Below are 16,124 nucleotides of genomic sequence, written 5' to 3'. Positions count from 1 at the left end.
TGGAGGATTTATGAATTTTTTAAGTAATAAAATCAATGAATTTGGAGAAATTAAAGTAGGTATTGTAGGCTCCGGTTTAATGGGGACTTCACTTTTTTCACAGCTATTAAGTCTTGAAAATTTTAGACCAACTGTAATTTCTTCACGAAGAAAAGAATCAATTTTAGAGTTATTTAAAGCTTGCAAGGTTGATGAAAAAGATTATGTAATTACAGATAATTTTGAGACGGCTTTAAAGGCCTTTAAAGAAAATAAATACATCGGTACGACTGATAACACTCTTGCAACAAAAAGCGAGCTTGTAGACGCTGTTACAGACTGTACAGGCAACATAAATGCAGGGATAGATATAAGCCTTGAAGCTTTTAAAAACAAAGTTCACGTTGTGAGCTTAAATGTTGAAATGGATTCAACTGTTGGACCATATTTAAATCATCTTGCAAAAAATAGCAACATTGTATATACAGGAAGTTATGGAGATGAACCAGGAGCTATTGTAGAGCTTTTTGAATTTGCAAATTTAATGGGATTTGAGATTCTTCATTTAGGAAAAGGCAAGAACAATGAATTAAATTATTATGTAACTGAAGACGATGTAAAAGAGGATGCAAAAAAAAGAAGAATCAGCCCCAGGATGCTTACATCTTTTGTTGATGGTACAAATACAATGATAGAACTTAATGCAGTTTGCAATGCTACAGGTTTTATGCCTGATATAAGAGGCTGTCACATGATTTATTCAGAGCCTAAAGAACTTGCTGATAAGTTTAAACTTATAGAAGATGGAGGCATTTTTAAAAATAGGTATACAGTAGATTTTGTAAAGGGAATTGCACCAGGAGTATATGCTATTGTAAAAGCTAAAAATGAAATTATAGATTATGAAATGCAATATCTTTCCATGGGGAAAGGTCCAAACTATGCTATTTACAGACCTTACCATCTAACAAGTCTTGAAACTCCTATTTCCATTGCAAAGGCTGTAGTTTTACACGAGTCATCAATTACACCTAAAAACTTGAAGCCTTCAGCAGAAACTGTTGCTATTGCAAAAAGAGATATCTTAGCAGGAGAACTTATTGAAGGAATTGGCGGCAAAAGTGTTTTTGGAAGTCTTGAAAAATATTCCATAGCTAAAGAAAATGATTTACTTCCAATAGGTTTAATTAATGAAAATACAAAAGCAAAAATTAACATAAAAAAAGATACACCTATTACGTATAATATGGTATGCTTAGATTGTAATTCGTCAGCAGTCATTATAAGGAATAGAATGAACAGCTTGATTGACAGTAATCCTGATTTGTTATAAAATTGTTTAGAATTTGGTGATTATATGAGAATAACTCAAGAAACAGATTATGCTTTTAGAATTTGTGCATATCTGGCAGAACGTGAAAATGAAGTAATAGGGGCACCTGAAATATCTGAAGTACAAAAAATTCCTAAAAGATTTACTTTAAGAATTTTGAGAAAATTAAATCTTGCAGGTATTACTGCCGCTAAAAGAGGAGCTTATGGTGGATATTATCTTTTAAAGCCTAAAGAAAAAGTTACTCTTTACGATATTATTTTAGCAATTGACGGACCTATTATAGTCAATAAATGTCTATCAGAATCTTCCCCTTATTGTTCAAAAAATGGCAAAAAGGGAATCGATCACTGCAAATTTCATAAAAGACTTTCTGCAATACAATCAAATATTGCAAAAATGTTTAAAGACTCAACTATTGATGAGTTTATATAGCAATTGAGAGGACGGAAATAAACGCCTTTTTAGAGAGATATGTTGGTGAAAAAATATCAAAAGTTTGTTTCGAATCACCTTTCAGCTTAAAGGAGGAAATGCCTTTAGGTTAGCAACCTTATAGCTAAAAAGAGATAGTTACCTATAATAAGGGTGGTACCGCGGAAATATTCGTCCCTGAAGCATATGCTTCAGGGTATTTTTTTATATGGAGGTATTATGGAAAAATTTAAACCGCTTTCTAAAGAGCCTGTAGCTCAAAGAGAAGGAAAAATTTCAGAATATTGGGACAAGATTGACTTGTTACATGAGTCTGTAAAGACAAGAGAAGGTCATGAAAAATATGTTTTTTATGAAGGACCGCCGACAGCAAACGGAAAACCTGGAATACATCATGTAATTGCAAGAACTCTTAAGGATTTAACTTGCAGATACAAGACTATGAAAGGCTTTAAAGTAAATAGAAAAGCCGGATGGGATACCCATGGTCTTCCTGTTGAAATTGAAGTTGAAAAAAAACTTGGACTTCACAATAAACAAGACATAGAAAAATATGGAATAGAAGAATTTAATAAAAAATGTAGAAATTCTGTTTTCGAATATGAAAAAGAATGGAGAGAGCTTACAAAGAGGATGGCATATCTTGTAGATCTTGACAATCCTTATATAACTCTTGACAACAATTATATTGAGTCAGTTTGGAACATTTTGGATAAGATGTACAAAGATGGTTTAATTTATGAAGGCCATAAAATTTTACCTTATTGCCCAAGATGTGGAACAGGCCTTGCATCCCATGAGGTAGCTCAAGGATATCAATTAGATAAAGTTGAAACAGTTTATGTTAAATTTAAATTATCAGATAAAGATGAATATTTTTTAGTTTGGACAACAACTCCTTGGACCCTTGCTTCTAATGTGGCTTTAACAGTAAATCCTAATGTTGATTATGTTAAAGTAAAAAGCAATGGAGAAATTTATTACCTTGCCGATGCTTTAAAAGATAAAGTTTTAAAAGAGGAATATGAAGTTCTTGAAACTATGAAGGGAAAAGACCTGGAATATGTAAAATATGATCAACTTCTTCCATTTATAAAACCTGATAAAAATGCATTTTTTGTAACTTGTGCTGATTATGTAACAACTGAAGACGGTACAGGAGTTGTTCACACTGCGCCTGCTTTTGGTGAAGATGACTATAATACAGGAAGAAGATATGATCTTCCCTTCATAAAACCTGTAGATGAAGAAGGAAAGTATACTGAAACTCCTTGGAAGGGAAAATTTGTAATAGATGCAGATCCTGATGTAATAAAATATTTAATTGAAAATGATTTATTATACAGGAAACAAAAACTTGAACATAATTATCCTCATTGCTGGAGATGTGGAACACCCCTTATATATTACGCACATCCATCATGGTATATAGAAGTTACAAAATTTAAAGAAAAATTAATTGAAAACAATAATGGAGTTAATTGGTTTCCTGAATTTGTAGGCGAAAAGAGGTTTGGGAATTGGCTTGAAAATTTAAATGACTGGGCAATTTCCCGTTCAAGATATTGGGGAACACCTCTACCAATTTACAGATGCCAATGCGGACACATTGAGAGTGTCGGTTCAAGAAAAGAGCTTGCAGAAAAAGCTATTGAAGATATTGATGAAAATATAGAACTTCATAGACCATATGTTGACAATGTTCACTTGAAATGTCCTAAGTGCGGAAAGCCTATGACAAGAGAAAAAGATGTTGTGGATGTTTGGTTTGATTCAGGAGCTATGCCTTTTGCTCAATGGCATTATCCCTTTGAACACAAAGAAGATTTTGACCAACTTTTCCCTGCTGATTTTATTTGTGAAGGGATAGATCAAACTCGTGGTTGGTTCTATTCCTTAATAGCAATTTCAACTTATTTAACAGGAAAAAGCCCCTATAAAAATGTTTTGGTAAATGACTTAATTCTTGATAAATTTGGCAAAAAAATGAGTAAGTCAAAGGGAAACACAGTAAATCCTTTTGAACTTTTTGATAATTACGGAGCTGATGTTGTACGTTGGTATTTAATTTACGTTTCACCGCCATGGACTCCAACAAAGTTTGATGAAGACGGTTTACGTGAAGTTGAATCAAAATTTTTTAGAACTATTAGAAATATTTATAATTTCTTCTCCCTTTATGCCAATACTGATGACATTGACCCAAGAGAATTTGAAATTGATTTAAAAGACAGAGATTTAATTGACAGATGGCTTATATCAAGATATGAAAGTCTTGTTAAAACTGTTAATGAAGACATGGACAGGTTTGAACTTACAAAAGTTGTAAGAGAAATACAAGATTTTGTAATTGAAGATTTTTCCAACTGGTATATCAGAAGAAATAGAAGAAGATTTTGGAAAACTGATGTAGATAATGATAAAAAGGCAGTTTACAAAACAACTTATGAAGTTCTTCTTGGAATAGTTAAATTAATAGCACCTATAGTTCCATTTATTTCTGAAGAGCTATATAAATCTTTAACTAATGGAAAATCAGTTCATTTAGAAGATTATCCAAAAGTAGAAGAAGAAAAAATAGATAGGGCTCTTGAAGAAAAAATGGCTCTTGTAATAAAAATTGTTGAGCTTGGTCGTGCATCAAGAGAAGATGCAAAAATTAAAATAAGACAAGCTTTAAAAGAAGTTGTTCTTGATGGAGAACTTAAAAATAAAATTGGAGATTTAAGAGAATTAATAGAAGAAGAGCTTAATGTAAAAGAAGTAAAATTTGAAAATGATCTTTCAAAATTTATGGATTATGAATTAAAACCTAACTTTAAAGTTGCAGGTTCAATTTTAGGCAAGAAGATAAAAGATTTCCAAAACTTCTTAAGAGATGTAGATGCTAAAGAATTTATAAATTCTTTAAGAAAAGATTTACAAAAGATTGACTTAGGTGGAGAAAAAACTGATATTAAAGAAGACTATGTTCTTGTAAATATTAAATCAAAACCAGGTTTTGACGTTACCATGGAAAACAATCAATTTGTAATACTGGATACGGAACTTACTCCTGAACTAATAGAAGAAGGCTATGTAAGAGAATTTATTTCCAAGATTCAACAAATGAGAAAAGCTAAAGATTTTGAAGTTTTAGATAACATTTCAATTATCTATTCTGCAGATGAAGAAATACAAAAAGCAGTTGAAAAATATGATGATTTTATAAAGACTGAAACCCTTGCGAAAGAAATAAAATATGGTAAGGGAGAGGAAGAAGTTGACTTAAACGGTCATGAGGCTTTTATAAGCATAGAAAAGAATATTGCAGACTGACAAACACTAAGATATAATTATTAAAGAAAGGAGAGCCTATGAACCCTGAAACACAAAGAATGATAGCATCTTTCTTACCACTTGTATTTGTTTTCGGATTTTTCTATTTTTTCGTAATAAGAAAAGAAAAGAAAAAACAAAATGAAATACAAGATATGAGAAACAATATAAAAGTCGGAGATATGATTATCACCATAGGTGGAATTGTTGGAACGGTTGTTACAGTTAAAGAAGATCTTTTTGTTATTCAAACTTCAGGTGAAAAATCAAAGTTTGAAATCATGAAATGGGGCATAAACTCTGTTATTGAAAACAAAAAAGACCTTAAAGAAAATTAGGAGGACCTTATGAAACACGTAAAAACTCTTACAAGCAAAAGATTAAAGGATACCTTTGCTAAAGGCGGTTGTGGAGAATGTCAAACATCTTGTCAATCAGCTTGCAAAACTTCTTGCACAGTAGGTAATCAAAAGTGCGAAAACAAAGATAATTAGTAACAATAATGGGGTTGGAAACAACCCTTTTTATTGTGGGAAAGGTAAAGATGAATACAATACACAAATTTTATTTAAATAATGTTTATATAATTTTAGATATAGCAAGTGGAAGCGTCCATCAAGTTGATCAAATAATTTATGATTTAGTTGAAGATGTAAAACTTTTAAGCGAAGAAGATTTAATAAAAAAATATGAAAACAAATATGAAAAAGATCAAATTATAGAAGCAAGAAAAGAAATTTTAGAACTTGAAAAAGAAGGTTTGCTTTTTACTGTAGATCCAAGACTTATGAAGGCAAGTTATAATCCTCAAAATATTATAAAGGCTCTTTGTCTTCATGTTTCCCACGATTGCAATTTGAGATGTAAGTATTGTTTTGCTTCTCAAGGAGACTTTCATGGGGAAAGGCTTTTAATGGACTTTAAAACAGGCAAAAGAGCTCTTGATTTTTTAATAGAAAATTCAGGAAACAGAAGAAATCTTGAAGTTGATTTCTTTGGTGGAGAACCTCTTATGAATTTTGAAGTTGTTAAAAAATTAGTGGAATATGGAGAAAGTATAGAAGAAAAATTTAATAAAAATATTCGCTGGACTATAACAACAAACGGGATGCTTTTAAACAAAGAAGTAAATGCCTTTATAAACGAACACATGTCAAATGTAGTTTTGTCCATTGATGGAAGAAAAGAAATAAATGACGAAATGAGGCCTACTATAAATAAAAAAGGATCTTATGATTTAATAGTTCCAAAATTTCAAAAACTTATAGAGGGCAGGAAAGATAAAGATTATTATATCAGAGGAACCTTTACTCATAATAATTTGGATTTTTCAGAAGACTTGTTGGACTTTTATAAAAATGGATTTATGAAAACATCCATAGAGCCTGTAGTAACAGATCCCAAGGAAGAATATGCTTTAAGAGAAGAAGACCTTGATAAAATTTTAAAAGAATATGAAAAAATGAGTAAAGATTATTTAGAAATAAAAAAGCACAATAAAGACTTTTTATTTTTTCACTTTATGATAGATTTAAGCCAAGGTCCCTGCATAATAAAAAGAACAGTGGGATGTGGAGCGGGAAGCGAATATATTGCAGTAACTCCTCAAGGGGATATTTATCCCTGCCATCAATTTGTAGGTGAAGAACAATTTTTACTTGGAAATGTATTTGATGGAATAAAAAATGACAAGTTAAGGGAAGAATTTAAATGCTCAAATGTATTTACAAAAGAAAAATGCAGTGATTGTTGGGCAAGATATTATTGTTCCGGAGGTTGTCATGCAAACAACTATTACCAAAATCACAATTTAAAAGAACCTTATAATTTAGGTTGTGAAATGGAAAAAAAGAGAATAGAATGTGCAATATCAATTCTTGCAAATGAATGATGCTTAGGCATCATTTTTTTTATAAAAAATTATAGGCTTTAAGATTTTTTTATGCAAACTTACAAAGAAAATCATATTATTTTTTTTAAATTTAACTTATGTTATACTGGTAATATTAAGGTGATTTAATGGAAAAGTGGCTTATAAAGAAAAACAAAAGCAATAAAACAAATTTAAATTTAAATTTAAATCCTATTGTGGAAAAAATTTTATTAAATAGAGGAATTGATACTGAAAAAAAAGTTGAGGAATTTTTAAATCCAAGTTATGAAAATTTAAACACCCCTTTACTTATGAAAGATTTAATCAGGGCTGGAAATATTATTTTAAATCATATTTCTAAAAAAAATAAAATTGCAATTTCAGGCGATTATGACGTTGATGGAGTCATGAGTACTACAATTTTATTAGAGGGTTTAAAAGAGCTTGGAGGAAATGTAATTTACAAAATTCCTAACAGATATAATGATGGATATGGAATTAATAATAGGATAGTTGATGAATGCTTTGATGAAGAGGTTAAGTTAATTATTACTTGTGACAATGGAATTGCTGCAAAAGAGGCAGTTGATTATGCAAATTCTAAGGATATTCAAGTAATAGTTACAGATCATCATGAGATACCCCTTGATGAAAATTCTAATGAAATTTTACCTAATGCAGAAGCTGTTGTTGATCCTAAACAAAAAAATTGCACCTATCCATTTAGAGATCTTTGCGGTGCCGGAGTTGTTTTTAAACTTATATCATATTTATATAAATTAAAGGGAATCAATTGGGAAAGGGAAAGATATTTACTTCAATTTGTTGCAATGGCAACTGTGTGTGATGTTATGCCCATAGTTGAAGAAAATAGAATTTTCGTAAAATACGGACTTCAAGCTCTCAATTCTTCGGATAATTTGGGAATGAAGGAACTAATAAGAGCATGCCAAATAAAAGATCCCATAGATGTTTACCATTTAGGTTTTATTTTAGGACCAAGTATTAATTCTGCTGGAAGACTAGCAGATGCCTCTAAAGCTGTGGAGCTTTTTACTTGCAATGACTTTGAAAAAGCTAAGGAAATAAGTAAAGAGTTAAGAGAATTAAATGTTAAGAGACAAGAATTAACAGATGATGGCTTTAAGGAGCTTGATAATTTTATTTTAAATCATGAGATGGACAAAAAATTTCCGATTTTAGTTCTTCTTTCTGAAGACTTAAATGAATCTGTAGCAGGAATTGTTGCAGGTCGTTTAAAAGAAAAGTATAAAAGACCGGTTATTGTTTTATCTGGTAAGGAAACTTTAAAAGGTTCAGGCAGAAGTATAGAAGAATACAATATGTTTGAAAAAATTTCTCATGAAAAATATTTATTGGAAAAATTTGGCGGACATAAAATGGCTGCTGGAATGTCTTTAGAGAGAGAAAATTTAGTGGAATTTATTAAAAATTTAAATAATAATTCTGATTTAAAAAAAGAGGATTTCTTTTCTAAATACTATATAGATGCTCAAGCTAAAATTAAAGATTTAAATATGGATCTTGCTGAGAGTATAAATGCCTTAAAGCCCTTTGGAAACGGAAATGAAGCACCGGTCTTAGGTTTTAAAAGTGTTATAATAGATAAAATAAAGATACTTGGAAAAAATCAAAATGTATTAAAATTAAGTTTACGTCAAGACGAAAATAATATAGATGCCATATATTTCAGCGATTTTAAAAGTTTTAAAGAAAAATTAAAGGAAGGTTATGCTCCTTCCATATTGGATGAATTATTGCTTGGAAAAAGAAAAATATTTGTTGATTTAATAGGGAGTCTTGATATTAACGAGTTTAATGGAAATAAATATTTGCAAGTAAAAATAAAAAGCATTAGAGCCGGGAGGAAACAATGTTAGAGGTATTAATTAATAAAATAAAAGAATATAATCCAAATGCGGATTTTAATTTAATAACAAAGGCCTTTAACATGGCTGAATTTCATCATAAAGGCCAAAAGAGAAATTCTGGAGAAGATTATATTATCCATCCCTTAAATGTTGCTCTTATTTTGGCAGATATGAATATGGATACTCAAACTATTATTGCAGGGCTTTTACATGACACCATAGAAGATACCGATGTAACTTTTGAGGATATTAAAAATGACTTCGGCGAAGAAATAGCAAATCTTGTGGATGGAGTTACAAAACTTAAAAAATTAAATTATAAAACCAAAAGAGAAAATCAGGCTGAAAATATAAGAAAAATGGTTCTTGCAATGGCTAAGGATATTCGTGTAATAATTGTAAAACTTGCAGATAGAACTCATAATATGAGAACTCTTGAGTACATGACGGAAGAAAAGAAGCATGAAAAGGCTCTTGAAACTATAGAAATTTATGCTCCTATTGCAGATAGATTAGGTATGAGCAGGGTTAAATGGGAACTAGAAGATTTATCTTTAAGATATTTGGATCCGGACAATTATTATAAATTAGTTGATATGGTCAACAAGAGAAGAAATGAAAGAGAAGACCTTATTAACAAACTTATTGAAGAAATAAGTAAATCAATAAAAGCAATAGGCATTAAAGCAGATATTCACGGAAGACCTAAAAATTTTTATTCAATTTATAAAAAGATGATAATTAAGAAAAAATCTTTTGACGAAATATATGACCTCTCCGCGGTTCGAGTTTTAGTAGAGGATATAAAGGATTGCTATGGAGTTTTAGGTGCCGTACACACCCTTTACAAGCCTATACCGGGCAGATTTAAAGACTACATTGCCATGCCAAAACTAAATAAATATCAATCTCTTCACACAACTGTAATTGATGATAATGGCGAAACATTTGAAGTTCAAATAAGAACTTATGAAATGCATCAAACGGCTGAATATGGGATTGCAGCTCACTGGAAATATAAATCAGGAACAAATAAATCTACATCTTTTGATGAAAATTTAACTTGGTTAAGACAGCTATTGGAATGGCAAAAGGATGTTAATGATCCAGATGATTTTATGGAAACATTAAAAATTGATTTTTTTGCTGATGAAGTATTTGTATTTACACCGAGAGGAGACGTTATAAATCTTCCTGAAGGTTCAACTCCAATAGACTTTGCTTATAGAATCCACTCTGATGTGGGAAATACCTGTGTAGGAGCAAAGGTTAACGGAAGAATAGTTCCCCTAACTTATAAACTTACAAGTGGAAATATTGTTGATGTAATAACAAATCCAAATTCAGGTCCTTCCATGGATTGGATGAATATTGTAAAAAGTCCTCAAGCAAGGAAAAAAATAGGTCAATACTTTAAGGTAAAAGATAGAGATAAAAACATTGAAAGAGGAAGAGACATGATTGAAAAAGAATCAAAACGTCTTGGATATCGAGTAAATGAATTTATGAAAGATGAAGCCCTTGAAGAAGTAAGATCAAAATTAAATGTTTTAACTCTTGATGATATATATGCAGCAGTTGGCTTTGGTTCAATAACTGTAAAACAAGTAACAACAAAACTTGTAGATATATATAAGAAAAACCACAAAGATGATTTAGATGAAATTTTGCCTCAACAACAAACTGAAAGACGTGAATCGAGAGGTGGAATAGTTGTTGACGGCTTAGATGATGTTAAGGTTCGTTTTGCAAAATGTTGTAATCCTGTTCCTGGAGATAAAATTGTAGGTTATGTTACAATAGGAAGAGGAGTTTCCGTTCATAGAGCCGATTGTACAAATTTAAAAGATATAGAAAAAAATAGAATAATTGAAGTTACATGGAACAGCACTGAAAATGGAAGATACACTGCTGAAATTGAAGCTCAGGCAATGGATAAACCTAATGTTATTGCAGATATTGCAGGTAGAATAAATGATTCAAAACTTGTTTTAAATTCTTTAAATGCAAGGGCAGGAAAAGACGGAGATTTAATTGTAGATATAAGAGTTGAAATAAAATCCATAGCTGATCTTGAAAAACTTATGGATAAGCTAAAAAGAATAAAACATGTATTTGATGTATATAGAGTAAAGGCGTGATAATTTGAGAGCAGTTGTTCAAAGAGTAAAATCAGCAAAAGTTGAAGTAGATGGAAATTTAATAGGAAAAATTGATCAAGGAATTTTGCTTTTGCTTGGAATAAAAGATACCGACAAAGATGAAGACTTAAGCTATATTTTAAAAAAAGTTACTGGACTTAGAATTTTCGATGACGAAAATGGAGTTATGAATAAATCAATAATTGATACAAAAGGCCAGCTTTTAGTTGTAAGTCAATTCACCCTATATGGAGATGCAAGAAAAGGCAACAGACCCAGTTATCAAAATGCTGCAGGTTTTGAAGATGGAAAATATTATTATAAAAAATTTATTGAAGGAGCAAAAAATAAAAATATTTATACCCAAGAGGGAGAATATGGAGCGGACATGAAAGTTACTTTAATAAACGACGGTCCTGTTACGATTTTGCTTGATTCTGAAAAAACATTTTGAGGTAAAAATGAAAGTAATACAAATGGAGCTTGGAAATTTTGCTACAAACACATATATTATTTATGATGAAAATTTGGATGCAGTAATAATAGATCCAGCAGCTGAAGCAAAAAAAATAATTTCCACAATAGAAAAAAATAATCTAAAACCGAAATTTGTACTTTTGACCCATGGACATCCAGATCATGTGGGAGCTTTATATGAATTAAAAGAAAAATATAATTTAAAAGTCTATATTAACGAAAAAGATCAAGAAATGCTTGAAACAAATTCAACTTATTTTGGACCTATGCTGGGACTTGATATAAAGGATGTAAAAGTAGATTCTTATTTAAAAGACGGACAAGAGCTTTCCTTAGGAAATTTAAAATTTAAAATAATTGAAACTCCCGGTCATACAAAAGGAGGAGTTTGTATTTTAATTGAAAATATTCTCTTTTCAGGAGATACTTTATTTTTAGGCTCCATGGGAAGAACTGATTTTCCAGGAGGAGATGAAAAAGAAATTTTTTCATCTTTAAAAAAACTTATGGAGCTTCCTGATGAAACAGTAGTTTTGCCGGGGCATGGCCCTAAAACTACAATAGGGTATGAAAGAAAATATAATCCCTATGTGAGAATGGCAAATAATTATTAATATTAAATTTTTAAATTAAAAAACTCTTTACTGTTTAAATAGTAAAGAGTTTTTTATATTTTAAATTAGTTTTGCCTTTGATTTTATTTTTAATATTTCAGGACTTTCAAAAGTTTTTAAAATTGTATCAAGTAATTTTTTCTTGTCAAAATTAACTGATCTTATTTCTTCTTCAGTAATTTCTCCTCCTACCCCTGTGCAGAAATTAGTTACAAAACTTAAGCAGGAATAAACAATTTGTCTTTCATTTGCAAGAAGAACTTCAGGAACATTTGTCATACCGCAAACGTGGCAATCTAAATATTGATACATTTTTATTTCCGTTCTTGTTTCAAATCTTGGACCTTCAGTGCAAACATAAACACCCTTACCATTTATCTTGCAATTATTTTCTTTTGCAACTTTTATAAATAAATCATTTAACTCTTCGCTATAGGGTTCACTCACTTCTAAGTGGTCTACAATTCCATCATCACCGTCGAAAAAAGTTGTAATTCTATTTTTTGTAAAATCTAAAAAATCATTATTTAAAATTAAACTTCCCGGTGGCAAATCTTTTTTTACGCTTCCAACAGCACATATACCAAAAATATATTGAACTCCCAAATCTTTCATGGCTTGAATATTTGCACGATAGTTTATTTTGTGAGGGGGAACGCTATGACCTTTTCCGTGTCTTTGCATTATAACAACATCGCCTTTAATCGCTCCTTCTGCTTGTCCATATGCAGTTTCAAATATCTTTTTTTCAAAACCGTCTAAAATATCGTCATAGCCGGTACCTGCAATAATTCCAAATTTTGTCATAATAGATTCCTTTCTTTTTTTAAAAATTATTTTATCTTATTTATAATTCTATCATTAAATTTATTTAATTTTACATAATTTATAAGATTTTAAATTTTTTAAGTTTTTTAAATTTTTTAAGTTTATATTTTTTTTAAATTTTCATTTGTAAAATTTTAAACATGTTATACTTATATTAAATTAAAATTATAAAAATTATATGGAGGAATTATGACAAGAATTGATGACGGTTTAGCTTTTATGCTGAAATTTGAAAATGTTGCATGGTATGAAAAAGGTCTTGTGAAAATTTTGGATAGAAGAATTTATCCAAGAGAAGTGAAATTTGTTGAGTGCAAAAATTATATAGAAGTAAGAGATGCAATTAGAGCTATGGTTACTCAAAGTGCAGGTCCTTATACTGCTGCTGGCATGGGTATGGCTCTTGCAGCTTATGAATGTTTAGATAAGACAAAAGAAGAAAGACTTAAATATCTACAAGAGGCTGCTGAAACTTTAGGACATAGTAGACCTACTACTTCTCAAAGAATGGTAGAAGTGGGAAGAGGATGCATAGAAGCTGTAAAAGATAAACTTGATGCAGATAATCTTGATATTCTTATTAGAGATTACACTGTAAAAGTAATGGAGCAAAGATATCAAAGAATAGGTCAAGTGGCAAATTATTTGGTTGATATGTTTCCCGACAATGGTAAAGTTATGACTCAATGTTTTGGAGAAACAATTATAGGCATGATGCTTAAAGAGTGCAGAAAAAGAAATAAAGAAATAAAACTTTTTGTGCCTGAAACAAGACCATTTTTACAAGGTGGAAGATTTACCGCAACTTGTTGTGCTCAAATGGGCTTTGATACAACTATTATCACAGACAATATGGTTGCCGTAACAATGAAAGAAAAGAAAATTGATGTATTCACTTCTGCAGCAGATACAATCACAAGAGATGGTTCTGTAATAAATAAAATCGGAACTTTCCAAATGGCTATTGTTGCAAAATATTTAGGGATTCCATATTTTGTTACAGGAATACCTGATAGTGCAAAAAGTGCAGGAGAAATAAAAATCGAACAAAGAGATCCAGAAGAAGTTTTAATGGCAAATGGAATTAGACATACTATTCCTGAAGTAAAGGGCTATTATCCTGCTTTTGATATTACGCCAGCTCATCTTGTAAGTGGAGTTGTTACAGATAAGGGAATTTTTTCTCCTTATGATTTAGATAGGTATAAAAGCGATAGCTATTATTCTTTTGCGGTATAAAAATGGAAAATTTAAAAAATGATATAAATTTTATTCTTGAAATTGATAAAATGAAGAGAGTAAAAAGGCAATCTTTAAATTTAGATAAGGTAACTTTTGAAGATGATGCTCAACACTCTTTTCATGTTGCATTGGCAGCTTTAACATTAAAGGATTATACAGATAGGGAAATAGATATTAATAAAGTTGTAAAAATGCTTCTTGTTCATGATTTAGTTGAGATTTATGCAGGTGATACTTTTGCCTATGATACTGAAGGATACAAAGATAAATATGAAAGAGAAATGGAAGCTGCAAATAAAATTTTTTCTATACCCTCAAATGGCAAATATTTAAAAGATTTATTTTTAGAATTTGATAAATGTGAAACTGACGAAGCTCTTTTTGCAAATACTGTTGACAGGTTGGAGCCTATAATGCTTAATTATTTTGGGGGCGGAGGTTCCTGGAAAAGTCATAATATTAAAAAAGACCAGGTCTATAAGAGAATTGAAATTGCAAAAAGAATTTCAACAAAATTATACCAATACGGGATTTCCATAATAGATGATTATTTTGACCGATAAGGTGATGAAAAGTGAAAGAATATGATGTTTTAATTGTTGGTGCAGGTGCTTCAGGAGTATTTGCGTCCTATGAATTTACAAAACAAAATACGGATAAAAAAGTCCTATTAATAGATAGGGGAAATCCTATTGAAAAGAGAATTTGTCCTATAAAAACAGGTAAAGTTGAAAATTGTATATCTTGTAAACCGTGTAATATTATGAACGGGTACGGTGGAGCCGGAACTTTATCCGACGGTAAATATAATATAACAAATAATTTTGGAGGAGAACTTTATAAATATTTAGGCAAGAAAGAATCAATAGAGCTCATGGAATATGTAGATAAGGTCTTGTGTGAATTTGACGGTTATAATTCAAAATTATATTCAACAAGTGATTCAAATTTAAAAACTATTGCATTAAGACATGATTTGCATCTACTTGATGCAAAGGTAAGACATTTTGGAACTGACAGAAATGTTGAAATTTTGAAAAAAATATATGACTATTCCAGAAAAAAAGTAGATATGATATTTAACACTCTTGTTTTAGATATTGTTAAAGAAAATGATAAATTTATAGTAACAACAGATAAAGATCAAAAATATTCAACAAAAAATGTGGTTTTAGCCTCAGGCAGAAGTGGATCAAATTGGATTTCAAAAATTTGTGATAAGTTTAAGATTGAAAGATTTTCAAATCAAGTTGATATAGGAGTTAGAGTAGAACTTCCGGCAGAAATATTTAAAGATATTACAGATAAAGTTTATGAATCAAAAATTGTTTATCAAACAAAAGAATACAATGATTTAGTAAGAACTTTTTGCATGAACCCTTATGGACAAGTTGTTGCCGAAAATACAAATGGAATAATTACAGTTAATGGGCATTCTTATGCAGATCCTAAATTACAAAGCGAAAATACAAACTTTGCACTTTTAGTAAGCAATAAATTTACAGAGCCTTTTAAAAATTCCAATGAATATGGCGAAAGTATAGCAAGGCTTTCAAATATGCTTGGCGGAGGAGTTATTCTACAAAGATTTGGCGATTTGGTAAAAGGTAGAAGAAGTGATAAAAGAAGGATGGAGAAATGTTTTACAGAGCCGACATTAAAAGCTACTCCAGGAGATCTTTCTCTTGTCATTCCAAAAAGACAATTGGATTCAATAATTGAAATGATTTATGCTCTTGATAAAATTGCTCCGGGAACAGCCAATGAAGATACTCTTTTATATGGAGTGGAAGTAAAGTTTTATAATTCAAAAATTAAAACTGATAAAAATTTTATGACCCATGTAGAAGGGCTTTATGTAGTAGGAGATGGAGGAGGAGCAACTCATTCTTTATCTCAGGCTTCGGCAAGTGGAGTTTATGTTGCAAGACATTTAATGAATTAATAAACGTCCTAGGACGTTTATTTTTTTTTATTTATTATAGTTATGGT

General features: G+C 30.4%; 14 protein-coding genes. 13 read left to right on the top strand and 1 reads right to left on the bottom strand.

Translation table 11 applies throughout. The annotated features are described in order from the left end of the window. Nucleotides 1–10: 10 nt before the first annotated feature. From J2S72_RS01325 to J2S72_RS01280, 10 genes are all read left to right on the top strand, one after another. The gene (locus tag J2S72_RS01325) at nucleotides 11–1,312 is read left to right on the top strand and encodes an NAD(P)H-dependent oxidoreductase (protein WP_307494852.1); all 1,302 of its coding nucleotides are present in this window, start codon (nucleotides 11–13) and stop codon (nucleotides 1,310–1,312) included. A 24-nt stretch (nucleotides 1,313–1,336) separates the two neighbouring features. Continuing rightward, nucleotides 1,337–1,747: an RrF2 family transcriptional regulator gene (locus J2S72_RS01320; protein ID WP_307494851.1), complete on the top strand. Its 411-nt coding sequence runs from the start codon at nucleotides 1,337–1,339 to the stop codon at nucleotides 1,745–1,747. A gap of 219 nt (nucleotides 1,748–1,966) precedes the next feature. Further along, nucleotides 1,967–5,065, top strand: a complete 3,099-nt coding sequence (gene ileS, locus J2S72_RS01315; protein WP_307494850.1) for an isoleucine--tRNA ligase — start codon at nucleotides 1,967–1,969, stop codon at nucleotides 5,063–5,065. Nucleotides 5,066–5,103: 38 nt separating this feature from the next. Next, nucleotides 5,104–5,403 carry a preprotein translocase subunit YajC gene (gene yajC / locus J2S72_RS01310; RefSeq protein ID WP_023056247.1) on the top strand — a complete coding sequence of 100 codons (300 nt, stop codon included), beginning with the start codon at nucleotides 5,104–5,106 and terminating at the stop codon, nucleotides 5,401–5,403. Nucleotides 5,404–5,412: 9 nt separating this feature from the next. After that, the gene (scfA, locus tag J2S72_RS01305; RefSeq protein ID WP_023056221.1) at nucleotides 5,413–5,559 is read left to right on the top strand and encodes a six-cysteine ranthipeptide SCIFF; all 147 of its coding nucleotides are present in this window, start codon (nucleotides 5,413–5,415) and stop codon (nucleotides 5,557–5,559) included. Between the two features lie 50 nt (nucleotides 5,560–5,609). After that, nucleotides 5,610–6,956 (top strand): thioether cross-link-forming SCIFF peptide maturase, encoded by a 1,347-nt coding sequence (gene scfB, locus J2S72_RS01300; RefSeq protein ID WP_307494849.1) that lies wholly within the window; start codon nucleotides 5,610–5,612, stop codon nucleotides 6,954–6,956. Nucleotides 6,957–7,084: 128 nt separating this feature from the next. Further along, the gene (recJ, locus tag J2S72_RS01295; RefSeq protein WP_023056224.1) at nucleotides 7,085–8,839 is read left to right on the top strand and encodes a single-stranded-DNA-specific exonuclease RecJ; all 1,755 of its coding nucleotides are present in this window, start codon (nucleotides 7,085–7,087) and stop codon (nucleotides 8,837–8,839) included. Next, nucleotides 8,833–10,971 carry a RelA/SpoT family protein gene (locus tag J2S72_RS01290; protein WP_023056216.1) on the top strand — a complete coding sequence of 713 codons (2,139 nt, stop codon included), beginning with the start codon at nucleotides 8,833–8,835 and terminating at the stop codon, nucleotides 10,969–10,971. Before recJ ends, J2S72_RS01290 begins: the two co-directional genes overlap by 7 nt. A 4-nt stretch (nucleotides 10,972–10,975) precedes the next feature. Then, nucleotides 10,976–11,425 carry a D-aminoacyl-tRNA deacylase gene (gene dtd, locus J2S72_RS01285; protein ID WP_023056274.1) on the top strand — a complete coding sequence of 150 codons (450 nt, stop codon included), beginning with the start codon at nucleotides 10,976–10,978 and terminating at the stop codon, nucleotides 11,423–11,425. 7 nt (nucleotides 11,426–11,432) lie between these two features. Further along, nucleotides 11,433–12,062 carry an MBL fold metallo-hydrolase gene (locus J2S72_RS01280; protein WP_307494848.1) on the top strand — a complete coding sequence of 210 codons (630 nt, stop codon included), beginning with the start codon at nucleotides 11,433–11,435 and terminating at the stop codon, nucleotides 12,060–12,062. A 60-nt stretch (nucleotides 12,063–12,122) separates the two neighbouring features. Here J2S72_RS01280 and J2S72_RS01275 read toward each other — a convergent pair whose 3' ends face one another. Beyond that, nucleotides 12,123–12,869 (bottom strand): MTAP family purine nucleoside phosphorylase, encoded by a 747-nt coding sequence (locus J2S72_RS01275; RefSeq protein WP_307494847.1) that lies wholly within the window; start codon nucleotides 12,867–12,869, stop codon nucleotides 12,123–12,125. A gap of 210 nt (nucleotides 12,870–13,079) precedes the next feature. Between J2S72_RS01275 and J2S72_RS01270 the strand changes: the two genes are divergently transcribed. Genes J2S72_RS01270 through J2S72_RS01260 form a run of 3 tightly spaced genes read left to right on the top strand, consistent with a single transcriptional unit; the run spans nucleotide 13,080 to nucleotide 16,077 of the window. Further along, nucleotides 13,080–14,129, top strand: coding sequence for a s-methyl-5-thioribose-1-phosphate isomerase (locus J2S72_RS01270; protein WP_023056239.1), 1,050 nt, complete (start codon nucleotides 13,080–13,082; stop codon nucleotides 14,127–14,129). A gap of 2 nt (nucleotides 14,130–14,131) precedes the next feature. Further along, nucleotides 14,132–14,695 (top strand): HD domain-containing protein, encoded by a 564-nt coding sequence (locus tag J2S72_RS01265; protein ID WP_023056240.1) that lies wholly within the window; start codon nucleotides 14,132–14,134, stop codon nucleotides 14,693–14,695. Nucleotides 14,696–14,706: 11 nt separating this feature from the next. After that, nucleotides 14,707–16,077, top strand: a complete 1,371-nt coding sequence (locus tag J2S72_RS01260; RefSeq protein ID WP_023056291.1) for an NAD(P)/FAD-dependent oxidoreductase — start codon at nucleotides 14,707–14,709, stop codon at nucleotides 16,075–16,077. The last annotated feature ends 47 nt before the right edge of the window (nucleotides 16,078–16,124 follow it).

The sequence above is a fragment of the Peptoniphilus koenoeneniae genome, assembly GCF_030812875.1.
GTDB classification, from domain to species: domain Bacteria; phylum Bacillota; class Clostridia; order Tissierellales; family Peptoniphilaceae; genus Peptoniphilus_B; species Peptoniphilus_B koenoeneniae.
This window is presented reverse-complemented; position numbering and strand designations above follow the sequence as displayed.

Bases quoted from the DNA above. Each gene is read 5' to 3' on its own strand.
- recJ (WP_023056224.1), top strand. From the start codon at position 7,085: ATGGAAAAGTGGCTTATAAAGAAAAACAAAAGCAATAAAACAAATTTA.
- scfA (WP_023056221.1), top strand. From the start codon at position 5,413: ATGAAACACGTAAAAACTCTTACAAGCAAAAGATTAAAGGATACCTTT.
- ileS (WP_307494850.1), top strand. From the start codon at position 1,967: ATGGAAAAATTTAAACCGCTTTCTAAAGAGCCTGTAGCTCAAAGAGAA.
- J2S72_RS01275 (WP_307494847.1), bottom strand. From the start codon at position 12,869: ATGACAAAATTTGGAATTATTGCAGGTACCGGCTATGACGATATTTTA.
- J2S72_RS01280 (WP_307494848.1), top strand. From the start codon at position 11,433: ATGAAAGTAATACAAATGGAGCTTGGAAATTTTGCTACAAACACATAT.
- J2S72_RS01320 (WP_307494851.1), top strand. From the start codon at position 1,337: ATGAGAATAACTCAAGAAACAGATTATGCTTTTAGAATTTGTGCATAT.
- J2S72_RS01325 (WP_307494852.1), top strand. From the start codon at position 11: ATGAATTTTTTAAGTAATAAAATCAATGAATTTGGAGAAATTAAAGTA.
- yajC (WP_023056247.1), top strand. From the start codon at position 5,104: ATGAACCCTGAAACACAAAGAATGATAGCATCTTTCTTACCACTTGTA.
- scfB (WP_307494849.1), top strand. From the start codon at position 5,610: ATGAATACAATACACAAATTTTATTTAAATAATGTTTATATAATTTTA.
- J2S72_RS01290 (WP_023056216.1), top strand. From the start codon at position 8,833: ATGTTAGAGGTATTAATTAATAAAATAAAAGAATATAATCCAAATGCG.
- J2S72_RS01265 (WP_023056240.1), top strand. From the start codon at position 14,132: ATGGAAAATTTAAAAAATGATATAAATTTTATTCTTGAAATTGATAAA.
- J2S72_RS01270 (WP_023056239.1), top strand. From the start codon at position 13,080: ATGACAAGAATTGATGACGGTTTAGCTTTTATGCTGAAATTTGAAAAT.